The 16,447-nt window shown below is 68.2% G+C and carries 17 protein-coding genes; 14 read left to right on the forward strand and 3 right to left on the reverse strand.

The annotated features are described in order from the left end of the window. Positions 1–75: 75 nt before the first annotated feature. The 4 genes from CSX12_RS05920 to CSX12_RS05935 are packed head-to-tail and all read left to right on the forward strand — an operon-like array spanning position 76 to position 4,166. Positions 76–1,005 (forward strand): ABC transporter permease, encoded by a 930-nt coding sequence (locus CSX12_RS05920; protein WP_124895175.1) that lies wholly within the window; start codon positions 76–78, stop codon positions 1,003–1,005. Continuing rightward, positions 995–1,936 carry an ABC transporter permease gene (locus tag CSX12_RS05925; protein ID WP_124895176.1) on the forward strand — a complete coding sequence of 314 codons (942 nt, stop codon included), beginning with the start codon at positions 995–997 and terminating at the stop codon, positions 1,934–1,936. Before CSX12_RS05920 ends, CSX12_RS05925 begins: the two co-directional genes overlap by 11 nt. Beyond that, complete coding sequence (locus CSX12_RS05930; RefSeq protein ID WP_124895177.1) at positions 1,933–3,597, forward strand: ABC transporter ATP-binding protein; 1,665 nt, start codon at positions 1,933–1,935, stop codon at positions 3,595–3,597. Before CSX12_RS05925 ends, CSX12_RS05930 begins: the two co-directional genes overlap by 4 nt. Positions 3,598–3,605: 8 nt before the next feature. After that, on the forward strand, positions 3,606–4,166 hold the full coding sequence (locus tag CSX12_RS05935) for a PH domain-containing protein (RefSeq protein WP_124895178.1): 561 nt from the start codon (positions 3,606–3,608) through the stop codon (positions 4,164–4,166). Positions 4,167–4,245: 79 nt separating this feature from the next. Here the strand turns inward: CSX12_RS05935 and CSX12_RS05940 are convergent, their stop codons facing one another. Together CSX12_RS05940 and CSX12_RS05945 are read right to left on the reverse strand one after the other, a co-directional pair. After that, positions 4,246–4,464 (reverse strand): hypothetical protein, encoded by a 219-nt coding sequence (locus CSX12_RS05940; RefSeq protein WP_124895179.1) that lies wholly within the window; start codon positions 4,462–4,464, stop codon positions 4,246–4,248. Positions 4,465–4,592: 128 nt separating this feature from the next. Next, positions 4,593–5,336, reverse strand: a complete 744-nt coding sequence (locus tag CSX12_RS05945; RefSeq protein WP_040568674.1) for a type II CAAX endopeptidase family protein — start codon at positions 5,334–5,336, stop codon at positions 4,593–4,595. A gap of 216 nt (positions 5,337–5,552) precedes the next feature. On the opposite strand from CSX12_RS05945, the gene typA reads away from it, so the two are divergent. From typA to CSX12_RS05965, 4 genes are all read left to right on the forward strand, one after another. Then, the gene (gene typA / locus CSX12_RS05950; protein ID WP_017203338.1) at positions 5,553–7,466 is read left to right on the forward strand and encodes a translational GTPase TypA; all 1,914 of its coding nucleotides are present in this window, start codon (positions 5,553–5,555) and stop codon (positions 7,464–7,466) included. A 194-nt stretch (positions 7,467–7,660) separates the two neighbouring features. Beyond that, complete coding sequence (locus CSX12_RS05955) at positions 7,661–8,569, forward strand: phospholipase (protein ID WP_124895180.1); 909 nt, start codon at positions 7,661–7,663, stop codon at positions 8,567–8,569. 104 nt (positions 8,570–8,673) lie between these two features. Continuing rightward, positions 8,674–9,720 (forward strand): glutaminase A, encoded by a 1,047-nt coding sequence (gene glsA / locus CSX12_RS05960; protein ID WP_124895181.1) that lies wholly within the window; start codon positions 8,674–8,676, stop codon positions 9,718–9,720. Further along, a complete protein-coding gene (locus CSX12_RS05965) occupies positions 9,717–11,345 on the forward strand; it encodes an MFS transporter (RefSeq protein WP_124895182.1) in 1,629 nt (542 codons plus the stop codon). The genes glsA and CSX12_RS05965 overlap by 4 nt, the downstream gene beginning before the upstream one ends. 3 nt (positions 11,346–11,348) lie before the next feature. On the opposite strand, the gene CSX12_RS05970 is transcribed toward CSX12_RS05965, so the two are convergent. Then, complete coding sequence (locus tag CSX12_RS05970) at positions 11,349–11,897, reverse strand: XRE family transcriptional regulator (protein ID WP_124895183.1); 549 nt, start codon at positions 11,895–11,897, stop codon at positions 11,349–11,351. A 102-nt stretch (positions 11,898–11,999) separates the two neighbouring features. Here CSX12_RS05970 and CSX12_RS05975 point away from each other — a divergent pair, with 102 nt between their 5' ends. The 6 genes from CSX12_RS05975 to CSX12_RS06000 all read left to right on the forward strand — a co-directional run bounded on the left by CSX12_RS05975 (position 12,000) and on the right by CSX12_RS06000 (position 16,410). Continuing rightward, the gene (locus tag CSX12_RS05975) at positions 12,000–12,716 is read left to right on the forward strand and encodes an AzlC family ABC transporter permease (RefSeq protein WP_124895184.1); all 717 of its coding nucleotides are present in this window, start codon (positions 12,000–12,002) and stop codon (positions 12,714–12,716) included. Beyond that, the gene (locus CSX12_RS05980; protein ID WP_124895185.1) at positions 12,713–13,027 is read left to right on the forward strand and encodes an AzlD domain-containing protein; all 315 of its coding nucleotides are present in this window, start codon (positions 12,713–12,715) and stop codon (positions 13,025–13,027) included. The genes CSX12_RS05975 and CSX12_RS05980 overlap by 4 nt, the downstream gene beginning before the upstream one ends. A 41-nt stretch (positions 13,028–13,068) precedes the next feature. Continuing rightward, positions 13,069–13,479: a histidinol dehydrogenase gene (locus tag CSX12_RS05985; protein WP_124895186.1), complete on the forward strand. Its 411-nt coding sequence runs from the start codon at positions 13,069–13,071 to the stop codon at positions 13,477–13,479. A gap of 9 nt (positions 13,480–13,488) precedes the next feature. Beyond that, complete coding sequence (fdxA, locus tag CSX12_RS05990) at positions 13,489–13,809, forward strand: ferredoxin (protein ID WP_017203330.1); 321 nt, start codon at positions 13,489–13,491, stop codon at positions 13,807–13,809. A gap of 9 nt (positions 13,810–13,818) precedes the next feature. Continuing rightward, positions 13,819–14,931, forward strand: coding sequence for a succinyldiaminopimelate transaminase (dapC, locus tag CSX12_RS05995; protein WP_124895187.1), 1,113 nt, complete (start codon positions 13,819–13,821; stop codon positions 14,929–14,931). Positions 14,932–15,120: 189 nt separating this feature from the next. Further along, the gene (locus CSX12_RS06000) at positions 15,121–16,410 is read left to right on the forward strand and encodes a citrate synthase (protein WP_017203328.1); all 1,290 of its coding nucleotides are present in this window, start codon (positions 15,121–15,123) and stop codon (positions 16,408–16,410) included. Positions 16,411–16,447 lie beyond the last annotated feature (37 nt).

A 16,447-nucleotide genomic window follows, 5' to 3' on the forward strand; every position in this document is an offset into this window, starting at 1 on the left:
GCGAGGCGGTGGCGGCGACGTCACCGCCTCGCGTCGTGCACTCCGGCTGACTCCGACTCCACGAAAGGAGCAAGGATGCTCGCCTATACCCTGCGGCGACTTCTCCAGCTGATCCCGGTCTTCTTCGGTGCGACGCTTCTCATCTACGCGCTCGTCTTCCTGATGCCGGGTGACCCGATCGCGGCGCTCTTCGGTGACAAACCGCCGAGCCCGCAGCTGCTCGCCACGATCCGAGCGCAGTATCACCTGGACGACCCGTTCCTCGTCCAGTACTTCTACTACATCACCGGCGTCTTCAAGGGCGACATGGGAACGACGTTCTCCGGTGAGTCGGTGAGCACCGTGCTCGCCCGGACGCTTCCGATCACCGGTCGTCTGGCCATCATGGCGATCGCGATCGAGTTCACGCTCGCGATCATCATCGGAACGCTCTCCGCGCTCCGCAAGGGCAAGTTCTTCGATCACGCCTCGCTGATCGTCTCGCTCGTGTTCCTGTCGATGCCGATCTTCGTCGTCGCCTTCCTCGCGCAGTACTTCCTGGCCATCAAGCTGGGCTGGTTCCGTCCGACGGTCGGCGGTCAGAACGACTGGGGCGACCTGTGGCTCCCGGCGATCGTGCTCGGGCTGAGCCTGTATGCGACGAGCATGCGCCTGATGCGCGGCTCTGTGCTCGACACCCTCAACCAGGACTGGGTGCGCACGGCGTACGGCAAGGGACTGTCGCGCAACCGCGTGATCCCCGTGCACGTGCTGCGCAACTCCCTGATCCCGGTGATCACCAACTCGGCGACGAACTTCGGTGTCCTCCTCGTCGGAGCGACCGTGACGGAGTACATCTTCAACATCCCGGGCGTGGGCCAGACCCTCTTCCAGGCGACGTTGCGGCACGAAGGACCGACGATCGTGTCGTTCGTGACGGTGTTCGTCATCATCTACGTTCTCGTCAACCTGCTCGTGGACCTGCTCTACGGGCTGCTCGACCCGAGGATCCGCTATGTCAAGTGACCGTCCCACCCACTACGTCGCACCGGTGGTGGCCGAACAGCCGCCGACGGATGCCATCAGCGTCAAAGGCAAGCCCGCGAGTCTCTGGCGGGACGCGTGGACAGACCTGCGCCGCCGTCCTTCGTTCTGGATCTCGCTCGGAATCGTCGCGCTCATCCTGCTGATGGCCCTGTGGCCGACGCTCTTCACGCAGACGCCGCCGAACAACCAGTGCGAGCTCGCGAACTCCAACGCGGGACCGGCCGCAGGCCACCCGCTCGGATACACCTTCCAGGGGTGCGACATCTGGTCCCGCATCGTCTGGGGTTCGCGCACGTCCCTCAGCGTCGGCCTTCTCGCGACCATCATCAGCTCGACGCTCGGACTGATCATGGGCGCCTTCGCCGGCTACTACGGCGGATGGCTCGACGCGGTGCTCTCCCGCGTCGGCGACATCTTCTTCTCGATCCCCTACATCCTCGCGGCGGTCGTCGTGATGACGGTGTTCTCCCAGTACCGCAACGTCTTCACCCTCGCTCTCGCGATCGGTGGATTCGCCTGGGCTGCGACGGCGCGTGTCGTCAGGGCGGAAGTGCTCAGAGTCAAACAGGCTGATTTCGTGATGGCCTCGGCCGCGCTCGGCAAAGGCCGCTTCGGCACCCTCCTGTCGCACGTGATCCCGAACGCCTTCGCTCCGTTGCTCGTCCTGGCGACGCTGGCTCTCGCCGGCGGTATCGTCGCCGAGGCGACCCTGAGCTTCCTCGGTGTCGGGCTCGGAAGCGATGTCATGTCCTGGGGCAACGACATCAGCCAGGCGCAGCGCTCTCTGCGTGTCGCGCCGATGGCGCTGATCTATCCGTCGATCGCGCTCACCATCACGGTGCTCGCGTTCATCCTCCTGGGCGAACTCATCCGAGACGCCCTCGACCCGAGGGCGAGGGCACGCCGATGATCGAATCGACAGCTCCGCTGCTGAGCGTTCGCGACCTCACCGTCGCGTTCGACACGCAGAACGGCACACGACAGGTCCTGCACGGCATCAGTTTCGATGTCATGGCAGGGGAGACGGTCGCGATCGTCGGCGAGTCCGGTTCGGGCAAGTCGACGGCGGCGACCTCGATCATCAAGCTCCTCGCGGGCACGGGTCGGATCACCGGTGGCAGCATCACTCTGGACGGGGAAGAGCTCACGCATCTCTCCGAACGGGAGATGGAGAGGGTGCGCGGCAGAGCGATCGGCTACGTGCCGCAGGACCCGATGTCGAATCTCAATCCCGTCTGGAGCATCGGCTTCCAGGTCGAGGAGGCGGTTCGTGCCAACGGTCTCGCGCAGGGCCGCGCTGCGGTGCGCGCTCGTGCGATCGAGGTGCTCCAGCAGGCGGGGCTCGCCGACGCGGCCAAGCGGCTGCGTCAGTTCCCGCACCAGTTCTCCGGCGGTATGCGCCAGCGTGCGCTCATCGGCATCGGATTGGCTGCTGACCCGCGGCTGCTGATCGCGGACGAGCCGACCTCGGCGCTCGATGTCACCGTGCAGCGTGTGATCCTCGACCACATGGCGAGCCTCACCCGCGACCGCGGAACCTCGATGCTGCTGATCACGCACGACCTCGGTCTTGCGGCCGAGCGCGCAGAGCGCCTGATCGTGATGCAGAACGGGTCGATCGTGGAATCGGGGCCGAGTAAGGAGATCCTGCAGAACCCGCAGCACCCGTACACCAAGCGCCTCGTCGCGGCGGCACCCAGTGTGGCTTCGCAGCGCATCCAGGCCGTGGTCGAGGACCGCGGCGTGGAGACGCTCGAGGATCTCGCCGCCATCCCGCCGACGGTGCGGGTGGCCGGCCTCACCAAGGACTACCGCATCCGTCAGGGTGGGTTCCGCAGTGAGATGTTCCGTGCGGTGGACGACGTGTCGTTCGAGATCCCGCGAGGAAAGACGCTGGCTCTGGTCGGCGAGTCCGGCTCCGGCAAGTCGACCGTCGCGAAGATGGTTCTGAAGCTCGAGGACCCGACGTCGGGGACGATCGAGATCGACGGCATGGACGTGTCCGGGTTCTCCCGCGCCCAGTCCTTCGGTCTTCGGCGTCGCATGCAGCCGGTCTTCCAGGACCCGTACGGATCCTTGGATCCGCTGCGCAACCTCGAGAACACGATCGCGGAACCGCTCGAGATCCACGGCGTGGGCGACCGCGCGTCGCGTCGTGAGCGCGTGCGCGAGCTGCTCGACCAGGTGTCACTGCCGCAGGACCTGGCCACGCGCTATCCGAGCGAGCTGTCCGGAGGACAACGTCAGCGTGTCGCGATCGCGCGCGCTCTGGCGCTGAAGCCCGACATCGTCGTGCTCGACGAGGCGGTCTCGGCGCTGGACGTGCTCGTCCAGGCCCAGATCCTCAAGCTGCTGGCCGACCTGCAGACCGAGCTCGGGCTCACCTACCTGTTCATCACGCACGACCTCGCGGTGGTGCGTGTCTCGAGCGACCTCGTCTGCGTCATGGAGCGCGGCAGGATCGTCGAGCAGGGCACGGTCGACGAGACCTTCGCCAACCCGAAGCAGGAGTACACGAGCCGTCTGCTCGAAGCGATCCCCGGTGCGTCCATCCCTCTGGGTGGCCTCTGATCGTGGCGATGCCGAACTCTCCCGAGGACGGGCGGACCTTCCGCTCGTCCTCGGGCACGGTTGTCATGGTCGTGAGCCTCGCTCTAGCGGTGTTCCTGCTCGGCGACGCCGTCGTGCGCGGAGGCTGGGGGCAGACGCTGCTGCTGGCGCCCTGGGTGCTGCTCGGGCTGTGGATCATCTACGAGATCAGCTACGTGTCGATGGTCCGCATCGGCGATGACGGGGCGCTCGTGCAGAACATGCTGCGACGGACGGAGTTCGGCTGGCACCGGGTCCGCGACATCGATCTGCAGTGGCAGCTCAGCTTCGCGTTCGACGACGGCACGGAGCTCACCTGTTGGGGTGGGCCGGCCCACGCCCGCCCGAGGCGCAGCAAGATGCGAGATGAGGAAGTGACGGTCTCGGCTTCGTTGCAGAGCCTCACCGACATCCGCGACCGCTGGCAGGCGGCTGCGGGCCACGCGGCGAGTGCGCCGATCCGCCGTTCCTGGGATACGAAAGCGCTGCTGGCGCTCGCAGGGATCGTGGCGTGGGCGGTCGTCGCCGTCCTGATCGTCGCCGCTGGCTGAGCAGGATGTGCCACTCGGTCACGCGCCCCTGTCCTCGGGCGAGAACAGGGGCGCGTGATCACAGGGCCCGAGACCTGGTTCAGGAATACGAGAACCAGTGGCCGGGCAGGTTGGCGCGGTAGACGCACGGTCCGACGCTGTAACCCTCCTGCATGAAGATCCGTCGTTCGGCCTGGCAGTAGGCCAGGTCGGTGAACGGGCCGAACCAGGACGCGGCCTGCGCTGCGGCGGCCCCGCCGAACACCATTCCCGTGACGAGGACGATGCCTGCGGCTGTTGCGGACAGTTTCTTCTTCATTCGAATCCCCCCCGGATTGTCGTACCCACGACGTCGTGGGTGGCCCCGAGCCTAAGGGGACCCCTGACGGGTGTCAACGTCCGTCGAGGGCATCATCGGGTGCGGACGGAGGGCAGACGTCCGAGCCGTCAGCTCGGGAGTCCGAATAGATCCGGCCACGTCGCCGCTGCCCACGGGTAGCCGACGAACACGGTCGCGTCGATGAGGAAATGCGCGACGAGGAAAGGCAGCAGGCGGCCGGACCGCTGGTAGAGCCAGCCGAACAGCAGCCCCATGGCGAGGTTCCCGATGAACGCGCCGGGCCCCTGATACAGGTGGTAGCTGGCACGCAGGAGCGAGGTCGCGATGATGATCGCCCACGGTGACCAGCCGAGCTGCCGCAGCCGCGCGAAGAGGTAGCCGAGCACCACGAACTCCTCCTGCAGGGCAGCCCGCGCCGCGGCGAGGAGCAGGATGGGCACCGTCCACCAGTGCGCGTCGAGACCGGCGGGGTTGACGGCCACGAACAGTCCGAGCGCTCGTCCCGCGAGGTACAGTCCGAGACCGGGAACGCCGATCGCCACCACGAGGAGGATGCCACGGCCCGCGTCGCCGATGACCCGCGTTCCATCGAGTCCGAGCCTGCCCAGGTGCGGACGCCGCGCCTGCCAGAGCAGGAAGCACACCAGCAGCACCGGGACGAGGGAGAACCCGATGGAGAGCACCTGATAGATCAGGTCGAAGAGCTCGCGGTCGCTGCGGGAGGGATTGAGCGTCGCCGTCTGATCCGCGAGCGGCGTCTCATCGGTCAGGCGGTACGCGAGCTGCACGATCGCGTACACGGCCGACTGGCCGAGACCGAGGGCGAGCACGATGGCGATCTCCCACCACAGGCGGCTGCGCCCTTCGCGTCCCCTCGCGGCGTCGGACTCCGACGTGGTGCGAGGGGAGGAAGGCCGCTCGGGGACCGGGGCGGAGCGCTCGGGAGCCGGGGGAGTGGGGGTCACGATCTCGATGCTACGACCCGTATTCAGGAACATGCCCTGAGCTTGCGTTATCCTGGAACGTCGGCTTCCCGGCGCAACCCCACACTCTTTGAGGACCCTTGTATGGCGCACGCCCTCCGCTCTGACCTCCGCAACGTCGCAATCGTCGCCCACGTCGACCACGGCAAGACCACTCTTGTCGACGCGATGCTTCGCCAGACGGGTTCCTTCGGTGAACACTCGCACGTGGAAGAGCGCGCGATGGACTCGAACGACCTCGAGCGTGAGAAGGGCATCACGATCCTCGCCAAGAACACGGCGATCACCTACAAGGGCAAGCACGCCGACGGCAAGGAGATCACGATCAACGTGATCGACACCCCCGGCCACGCCGACTTCGGCGGTGAGGTCGAGCGCGGCCTGTCGATGGTCGACGGCGTCGTGCTCCTCGTCGACGCGAGCGAGGGTCCGCTGCCGCAGACCCGCTTCGTGCTGCGCAAGGCGCTCGAGGCCAAGCTCCCCGTCATCCTCCTGGTCAACAAGACCGACCGTCCCGATGCCCGCATCGCCGAGGTCGAGGAGGAGGCGCACGACCTGCTGCTGGGTCTCGCCTCCGACCTGGTCGACGACGTGCCGGACCTCGATGTCGACGCGCTGCTCGATGTGCCGGTGGTCTACGCCTCCGGCCGCGCCGGCGCCGCGTCGCGGAACCGTCCTGCCGACGGAGCGCTGCCCGACAACGACGACCTCGAGCCCCTGTTCGAAGCGATCCTCGAGCACGTCCCCGCTCCGGCGTACGACGACGAGGCTCCGCTGCAGGCCTGGGTCACGAACCTCGACTCCAGCCCGTTCCTCGGTCGACTCGCCCTGCTGCGCGTCTTCAACGGCACGCTCAAGAAGGGCCAGACGGTGGCCTGGGTGCGCGCCGACGGCACCACGAGCAACGCGCGCATCACCGAGCTGCTCAAGACCCGCGCTCTCGAGCGCTACCCCGCGGAGTCCGCCGGCCCCGGTGACATCGTCGCGATCGCCGGTTTCGAGAACATCACCATCGGCGAGACCATCGCCGACCCGGAGGACGTCCGTCCGCTTCCCGCGATCACGGTCGACGACCCCGCCATCTCGATGACGATCGGCACCAACACCTCGCCCCTCATGGGCAAGGTCAAGGGACACAAGCTCACGGCGCGCATGGTCAAGGACCGTCTCGACAAGGAGCTCATCGGAAACGTCTCGCTCAAGGTCGTCGACATCGGACGCCCGGATGCGTGGGAGGTGCAGGGCCGCGGCGAGCTGGCCCTCGCCATCCTCGTCGAGAACATGCGGCGTGAGGGCTTCGAGCTCACCGTCGGCAAGCCGCAGGTGGTCACGAAGAAGATCGACGGCAAGACCTACGAGCCGTTCGAGCACCTGACGATCGACACGCCGGAGGAGCACCTCGGCGCGATCACGCAGCTGCTGGCGAACCGCAAGGGTCGCATGGAGAACATGACCAACCACGGCACCGGCTGGGTGCGCATGGAGTTCATCGTCCCGTCGCGCGGCCTGATCGGCTTCCGCAGCGAGTTCCTCACCACGACCCGTGGCACCGGTATCGCGAACGCGATCTCGCACGGCTACGAGCCGTGGGCCGGCTCCATCACGACGCGCCAGAACGGCTCGATCGTCGCCGACCGTCAGGGCGTCGTCACCCCGTTCGCCATGATCGCCCTGCAGGAGCGCATGTCGTTCTTCGTGCAGCCCACGCAGGAGGTCTACGAGGGCATGGTCATCGGCGAGAACTCGCGCGCCGACGACATGGACGTGAACATCACCAAGGAGAAGAAGCTCACCAACATGCGTGCGGCCAGCTCCGACACGTTCGAGTCGATGACGCCTCCGCGCGTGCTGACCCTCGAGGAGAGCCTCGAGTTCGCCCGTGACGACGAATGCGTCGAGGTCACGCCCGAGGTGGTCCGCATCCGCAAGGTGATCCTCGACCAGACCATCCGCGGTCGCGAGGCCTCGCGCCTGAAGCGTCAGGACGCGAACGCCTGAGGACATCCCGGAGCACGCTCCGCGAGAGGGCCCTGCCCGCGCCGAAAGGCGCCTGCAGGGCCCTCTTCTCATGTAAATCCCAGGTGAGGGCTAGTTTTCGCTCAGGTTGATGACGCAGACTCGTTGACTTGCGCCTGGGGCGAGCTCCCGATGAGTCCCCTGCAAGGGCGTACGACGACCCGAAAGTCGAACCCATGCTTCAGAACACCCGTGCGCTTCGGCGCGCCTCCGCGGCGGCCTCCGCTCGCGCCGCAGTCACCGCCCGACGCCCGATGACCATCTTCGGCACCGTCTGCGCGACCCTCCTCGGTGTCACGCTCAGCGTCGGCCTCGCCTCCGCCCCTGCTGCCGGCGCCGTGACCCCCGACGTCGCGGCCGCGTTCCCCCGGACGGTGCTGGGCGCCGACCAGTTCAGCAGCATCGCCGACGACACCCGATCCGCGGTGAGCACTGCCGAGGCCGCGGCGTCTGTCGCCGACGCCCTGAGCGACGAGGTCGCCGCGTCCGGCCTCGATGTCGGAACGACCGTGAAGGTCGACACCTCCACCCTGGAGGACAGGATCGATGCCCTCGACGATGCCGAGGTGATGCCGCTGCTGCTGCTGGACACCCGGATGGAGGAGGCCGCCGCGGAGACGCGACGAGTCGTCTCCGAGACGGGCGTCCTGCGAGACGCGTTCACCGCGGCCCAGCAGAAGAAGGCCGCCGAGGATGCGGCGCGAGCCGCGGCGGAGCAGAAGGCGGCGGAGGAGCACGCTGCGCAGGAGGCCGCCGCGGCGCTCGCGGCGGCGAACACCGTGGACGGCGCGAAGGCCACGGCCCGGCAGCTGATGGCGAGCACCTACGGCTGGGGCGGAGATCAGTTCTCCTGCCTGGAGTCGCTGTGGACCAAGGAGTCGGGCTGGAACTACCAGGCCTACAACGCCGACGGCGGCGCCACCGGCATCCCGCAGGCGCTTCCCGGGAGCAAGATGGCCGCAGCCGGCTCGGACTGGCAGTCCAACGCCGCGACGCAGATCGCCTGGGGTCTCGGCTACATCTCCTCCGCATACGGCACTCCGTGCAGCGCGTGGTCGCACTCGCAGGCCATGAACTGGTACTGAGTCGGGCCGCAGTCAGCACGCGGAGACGCGCACTAGCCGGGGAGGCGCGTCGAGGACTACGGTGACTGTGACGGCTGGGGGCGTCGCGAATCCGAGGAGGACGTGTGCTCGACCCCGTCGCATGGCTCGATGTCCCGCAGGAGGTGTCGACCGGCACGCTGCCCGGATGGGATCGTGTCGATGAGATCGTGCAGGAGGCGCACGCGCGCTACGTCTCAGAGCGAGGCGGCCGGGTCGCCGACTACATCCCCGTGCTGGCTGAGGTCGACCCCGAACTGTTCGGACTCGCGGTCATCGAGGTCGGCGGCGGCTTGCACGACGCGGGCGATGCCCTGCATCCGTTCTCCATCCAGTCGATCTCGAAGATGTTCGTCTACGCCCTGGCCATCCAGGAACATGGACACGAGAAGGTCAGGGACATCGTCGGTGTGAACAACACCGGGCTCGCGTTCAACTCGGTGATCGCGATGGAGCTCAACGGCGGCCATCCGATGAATCCGATGGTCAACGCCGGGGCGATCGCGACCACCGCCCTGATGCCCGGAGCGACGGCCGTCGAGCAATGGGAGCGGGTCAGGGAGGGGCTTTCCGCCTTCGCCGGCCGACCTCTGAGCCTGGATGGCGTCGTCTACGCTTCGGAGGCCGAGACCAATGACCGCAACCGCGCTCTCGGGCGTCTGCTGCGCAGCTACGGGCGTCTCGACGGCGATCCGGATGAGATCGTCGACGTGTACACGCGGCAATGCGCGCTGAACGTCACGGCTCACGATCTCGCGGTCATGGGAGCGACCCTCGCCGACGGGGGAGTGAACCCGGTCACGGGGGAGCGGGTGGTGTCGGCGGACGTCTGCCGCGACACCCTCGCCGTCGTGGCATCGAGCGGACTGTACGAGCGATCGGGCGACTGGCTGTTCGAGATCGGTCTCCCCGCCAAATCCGGGGTCGCCGGAGGCATCGTCGCGGTCGCCCCCGGCAAGGGCGCGGCTGCCGGCTTCTCGCCGCGACTCGACGATGCGGGGAACTCCGTGCGCTCCCAGATGGCGATCGGACACCTCTCCCGCTCGCTGGGACTCAACCTCTTCGCGTCCGCCCCGGCACGCGACAACGTCTCCGGGCATGGGGTCCGGTCGCAGGAACAGGAGACGAGATGACTCGGATCGCGCCGGCACCGCCGAAGACGTCCTGGCTGCCGATGGTCAGCCTCTTCCTCGCGCAGGTGCTGATGTCCTTCAACGTGGCTGCCCTGCCGATCTCCCTCGGCGGGATCGTCAGCGAGTTCGGTGTGCCGCCCACCGTCGCCAGCACCACGATCGTCATGTACGGGCTGGCCGTCGCCGCCCTGGTGATGACGGGTGCGAAGCTCGGGCAGCGTGTGGGGTGGGTGTTGATCTTCCGCATCGTGATCGCCCTGTTCGCCGGCTCGGCGGTCATGATGCTGCTCGCGCCGACCGTGTGGTGGGCGATCGCGGGGCAAGCGGTCGCCGGTGCGGCGGCGGCGATCATCGTGCCGTCGATCGTCGCGCTCATCGCGGAGAACTACCGCGGACCGCAGCAGGCCACCGCGATCGGCGCGATCGGGTCCGCCAGGGCGATCTCGGGCGTGAGTGCCTTCCTGATCGGGGGCACGCTCGGCACGCTCGTCGGCTGGCGTCCGATGTTCTTCATCGTGCTGGGCATCGCGGTGGTCGTCTTCGGGCTGAGTTTCACGCTGCGCGGCGACCGTGGCGACGCGTCGATCCGCATCGATCTCGTGGCGTCGCTGCTGATCGGTGCGGCGATCGTGTTGCTCACGCTCGGGTTCAACAACCTCAACAGCTGGGGCGCCCTGGCTCCCACGCCGACCGCCCCGTTCACCGTCCTCGGTCTGTCCCCGGCGCCGGTGTTCATCGTGCTGGGCATCATCCTGGGGCAGGCGTTCTTCCTCTGGACGCGCAAGCGCATGGCGGACGGGAAGGTGCCCCTGATCGATCTGAGCGTGCTCGGCTCGTCTCGCGAGCGCGCGGCGGTGTACGCGATGTTCATCGTGGTCGCCCTCGAGGCGTGCGTGAACTTCACGATCCCGCTGTACATCCAGATCGTGCAGGGGCGTACGCCGTTCGACACCTCACTGGCGATGATGCCGTTCAACCTGACGGTGTTCATCACGGCCACGCTGGTGGTGCGCTTCTACAAGAGGTACCCGCCGCGCACGATCGGTGTGTTCGGCTTCATCCTCACGACGGCCGCGCTCGTGTGGCTGTCCGTGGTCGTGACCAACAACTGGGAGACCGTTCCGACGATCGCGGGTCTCATCGTCTTCGGCATCGGCCAGGGAGCCCTCGTGACCCTCGTGTTCAACGTCCTGGTCACCGCCGCCCCCGCCGAGCTCGCGGGTGACGTCGGCTCCCTCCGCGGGACGACGCAGAACCTCGCCTCGGCCGTGGGCACCGCGCTGGCGGGAGCTCTGCTGGTCTCGCTGCTCGCCCTGAACGTGGGCCGCGCCGTCGTCGAGCATCCCGAGCTGCCGCCGTCGCTGGTCGCGCAGGTGCCGATGGATGACGTCAACTTCATCAGCAACGACGACCTCCGCACCGTGCTGGAGGATTCGACGGACGCGACGCCCGAGCAGGTGGATGCGGCCGTCACCGTCAACGAGGAGTCGCGCCTGAGCACGCTCAAGCTCGGGCTGCTGATCCTCGCCGCCATCAGCGCGCTCGCGATCCTCCCTGCGTCTCGACTGCCGCAGTACCGGCCGCACGAGATCCCCGATCCTTCGCCGTCGGGCGGCTCGGAATGAGGCTCAGCGCAGTTCGGAGATGAGCACGGCGCTCGTCCCGGCAGCCGTGGCCTCGAAGATGTGCGGAGCGTCACCGGGATAGGTCAGGTAGTCACCGGGGGAGAGCGCGACGGGGTCGTCGACGGGTCCGACGCGAGCCTCGCCCGCGAGCAGGATCACGTGCTCGATGGTGCCGGGGTGGTGCGGGTCGGAACGGCGCGCGTCGCCGGGCTCGGCCTGGATCAGGTAGATGTCCCGACGGGCGCCGGGGGGACTGGCCGAGAGCAGGGTGGCGCTGTAGGCCGCGGCGGAGGAGGGGACGCCGGCGAGGTCGTCGGCGCGGATGAGCGTCGGCGCGTTCGCCTGCTGGTCGACCAGCACGGCGAAGGGCACGCCCAGGGCCACACCGAGCGCCCAGAGCGTCTCGACGCTGGGGTTGCCGGAACCGCCCTCGAGTTGGGACACGGTGGCCTTGGATACGCCGGCTCGTCGTGCGAGTTCCGAGACGGACAGGCCGCTCGCCTCGCGCTCTCTGCGCAGCGTGCGGGCGATGCGGGTGCGGAGATCCTCCATGCGTTCATCATGTCAAACGTTCGTTCACTTGACTATTCACTGGGCGATGTTCAGAATGATGGGCGTGCGTTCATTGAATCGAACACCAGGGGAGTGGCGGCGATGACCGCCGAGCGCGAGGTGTGGCGGGAGGCCCTCGGCGTCGTGCTCGCGACGAGCGCCTACGGGGTCTCGTTCGGCGCTCTCGCCGTGGCCTCAGGGCTCGACGTCTGGCAGGCCTGTGTGCTGAGCCTGCTGATGTTCACCGGCGGCTCCCAGTTCGCCTTCGTCGGGGTGTTCGCCGCCGGCGGCGTCGCGGCGCTGCCGTCCGCCATCGCCTCCGCGGCGCTCCTCGGCGTGCGCAACGTCGCCTACGGCATGCGCATGTCGCCGATCGTCGGCGGCAGGCCGCTGCGACGGGCGGCGGCCGCGCACTTCACGATCGACGAATCGACCGCGGTGGCGATCTCTCAGGACGATCCGCGGCTGCGCCAGGTCGGCTTCTGGGTGACCGGCGTCGGCATCTTCGTCGGCTGGAACATCACCACGCTGATCGGTGCGCTCGTCGGCGACGTGCTCGGCGACCCACGGACCTGGGGTCTGGACGCGGCGGCCGCCGCCGCATTCCTGGCTCTCCTCTGGCCGCGGCTCCGCCGACGACAGGCCATCGCCGTCGGTGTGGCCGCTGCCGTCGTGGCCGCGGCGTTGACGCCGTTCCTTCTTCCCGGGCTCCCCGTGCTGGTCGCCGCCGTCGTGGCGATCGTGGTCGGCTGGTTCAACTGGCTCGGGCGGGCGGGCGATCCCTCCGCGCCGCACGCGCGCCCGGAGGAGTCCGCATGAGCGTATGGAGCGCGATCCTGCTCGCGGCGTTGATCTGCCTCGCCCTGAAGGCGGCCGGGTACCTCGTGCCGCCGAAAGCCCTGGAAGCACCTCGCACGGCACGCATCTCCGATCTGCTGACGGTGGCCCTCCTCGCCGCCCTCGTCGCCGTGCAGACCCTCGGCGCCGGGCAGGCGATCACGGTCGATGCCAGGGTGCCTGCTCTGCTCGTGGCCGCTGGGCTGCTGTGGCTGCGGCAGTCGTTCCTCGTCGTCGTGGTCGCGGCCGCACTGGTCGCCGCCCTGCTGCGCCTGTTCGGTCTCGCGGCCTGATACCCGTTCGAGGGGCGCGACGGCGCGGGTAGGATCGACGGGTGCGGGTGAGCTGGGTGTCGAGAGTGCTGTCGTGGATCGCTGCCGCCCTGGTGGGCGGCGTCTACGGCATCGCCGGCACGATCGGCCACAGCGTCATGTGGGGGCCGGTTCCGGTCGGACTGATCGTCGCGACGATCGCCTGTGCCGCGATCCTCGTCGCCGTGCGCGCCCTGACACATGACCGCGGGGCAGCGGTCGCCGCCGGTCTGGGGATGCTCGGCATGCTCGTGCTGATCTCCGGTGTCGGGCCGGGCGGCTCCGTCGTGGTCCAGGACTCGTTCGCCGGCCGCATCTGGACCTACCTGGTGGCGGGTATCGTGCTCCTGGTCGTCGCCTGGCCCTCGTTCTCCAAGCTCCCGGCGCGCCCCACCGGGCGGGGCTCGGAGGAAGCAGAGGCTCGCGAGTCGTAGACTGGAGCGGTGACGTATGTGATCGCCCTCCCGTGCGTCGATGTCAAGGATCGCGCCTGCATCGACGAGTGCCCCGTTGACTGCATCTACGAGGGTGAACGGTCGCTGTACATCCACCCCGACGAGTGCGTGGACTGCGGCGCCTGCGAGCCGGTCTGCCCGGTCGAGGCGATCTACTACGAGGACGACCTGCCCGACGAGTGGCAGGACTACTACAAGGCCAACGTCGAGTTCTTCGATGAGATCGGTTCTCCGGGCGGTGCCGCCAAGGTCGGCGTGTATCCCTTCGACCACCCGATCATCGCCGCGCTGCCGCCGCAGGGCGAGTAGGCCCGCTCCGTGAGCGTCCGCGACCTCGCCGACTACCCCTGGGACGCCGTCGTGCCGTTCCGGGAGCGCGCCGCACAGCACCCGGGAGGCCTCGTCGACCTGTCCGTCGGCTCACCCGTGGATCCGACCCCCGAGATCATCCGCCGCGCTCTGGCGGATGCGACGGACGCGCATGCCTATCCGCAGACGCTCGGCACCCCTCGCCTTCGCGAGGCGATCGTCGAGTGGTACGCGCGGCGCCGGGGAGTGACCGACCTCCGCGTCGACAACGTCCTCCCCACGATCGGGTCGAAGGAGCTCGTCGCGCTGCTGCCGACGCTGCTCGGTCTCGGACCCGACGACATCGTCGTGCATCCGCGTGTGGCGTACCCGACATATGAGGTCGGCGCTCGGGTCGTCGGCGCCACCCCGGTGCCCGCGGATGACCCCGCCGAGTGGCCGCAGGGCACCAAGCTCATCTGGATCAACAGCCCAGGCAACCCCGACGGCCGCACCTGGACGGTCGAGGAGCTCGCCGCCGCCGTCCGTCGTGCGCGTGAGCTCGGAGCGGTGCTCGCGAGCGACGAGTGCTACGCCGAGCTCGGCTGGGACGGACCCTGGGCGGAGCAGCCGGTTCCCTCGATCCTGGACCCGCGCGTCACCGCGGGAACCCGCGAAGGGCTGCTGAGCGTCTATTCGCTGAGCAAGCAGTCGAACCTCGCCGGCTACCGCGCGGCCTTCGTGGCCGGATGCGCGCGCGTCATCGCCGAGCTCCTCACCGCCCGCAAGCATCTCGGGCTGATGCCGCCCGCTCCGGTGCAGCACGCCATGGCCGTCGCCTTGGGAGACGACGAGCACGTCGCCGCGCAGAAGGAGCTCTACCGGACGCGGCGGACCGCTCTGCGTCCCGCTCTGGAGATCGCGGGCTTCCGCATCGACGGCTCGGAGGCGGGACTGTACCTGTGGGCGACCGAGGGACGCGACGCCTGGGAGTCGATGGGGAGACTCGCCGAACGGGGCATCCTCGCGGGACCAGGGCCCTTCTACGGCGCGGACTCCGCGCAGCACGTCCGCTTGGCGCTCACGGCCCCGACCGAACGAGTGCAGGAGGCCGCACGCCGACTCTCCGCCGGGCCGCTGTAGGTTCCCTCCTCGCACGGGGCATCTGTTTGGCGGATGTCACAGTAGGCCTGTGCGCCTACTAGGCTGTAAAGGCGATTCGGTCGTGACCCGACCTGGTGCTTCAGTGCCGAGAGATCGCCAGTTCCGACTTGATCAAGATCTTGTCCGAAACACCGCGACGAGCGGGGCGGACACCAGGAGGAGGTCCGCGTGAGCGCTGCGGCAGACCAGACGGCGAAGCTGACGATCGGCGATACGAGCGCCGAATTCCCGGTCCTGCGCGGTACGGCAGGCCACGACAGCATCGATTTCTCGACGCTGACGCGGCAGACCGGGTACACCGGCCTCGACTACGGCTTCGTGAACACCGCCTCGACCAAGTCCGAGATCACGTTCATCGACGGCGACAAGGGCATCCTGCGCTACCGGGGCTACCCGATCGAGCAGCTCGCCGGCTCCACCAGCTACCTCGAGGTCGCCTGGCTGCTCATCTACGGTGAGCTCCCGTCCGCCTCCGAACTCGCGGAGTTCGACGAGAAGATCCGCCGCCACACCCTGCTGCACGAAGACCTCAAGCGCTTCTTCTCGGCGCTGCCGCACACCGCACATCCCATGTCGGTGCTCTCCTCGGCCGTCGCCGCGCTGTCCACCTACTACGAAGGTCAGACGGACCCGCACAACCCCGAGCACGTCGAGCTCAACATGGTGCGCATGCTCGCCAAGCTGCCCGTGATCGCGGCATACGCGCACAAGAAGAGCGTCGGCCAGGCCTTCCTCTACCCGGACAACTCGCTGAGCTTCGTCGACAACTTCCTCAAGCTGAACTTCGGCGTGCACAGCGAGGAGTACGAGGTCAACCCGGTGATGTCGAAGGCTCTCGAGCTGCTCCTCATCCTGCACGAAGACCACGAGCAGAACGCCTCCACCTCGACCGTCCGCCTGGTGGGCTCGACCGGTGCCAACCAGTTCGCGTCCATCTCCGCCGGCATCCAGGCCCTGTCCGGACCCCTCCACGGCGGCGCCAATGAGGCCGTGCTGACCATGCTCGGTCAGATCCGCGACTCCGGCCAGAGCGTCTCCCGCTTCGTCGAGCGGGTGAAGAACAAGGAAGAGGGCGTGAAGCTGATGGGCTTCGGGCACCGGGTGTACAAGAACTACGACCCGCGCGCCAAGCTCGTCAAGGACGCCGCGGACGAGGTGCTCTCCTCCCTGGGCGTCACGGATCCGCTCCTCGACCTCGCCAAGGAGCTGGAAGAGCTCGCGCTGGCCGACGACTACTTCCGCGAGCGTCGTCTGTACCCGAACGTCGACTTCTACACCGGCGTCATCTACAAGGCGATGGGCTTCCCGACGCGCATGTTCACCGTGCTGTTCGCCATCGGCCGACTGCCGGGGTGGCTGGCGCAGTGGCGCGAGCTGCAGCTCGACCCGCAGACGAAGATCGGCCGCCCGCAGCAGCTGTACACGGGATCGCCCGAGCGGTCGTTCCCCACGCGCTGAGCGTACGACGAAAGCGCCCCCTCCGCCGAAGCGGAGG

Origin of the sequence: Microbacterium sp. Y-01, assembly GCF_003856715.1 — a bacterium.
GTDB lineage: Bacteria > Actinomycetota > Actinomycetes > Actinomycetales > Microbacteriaceae > Microbacterium > Microbacterium algeriense.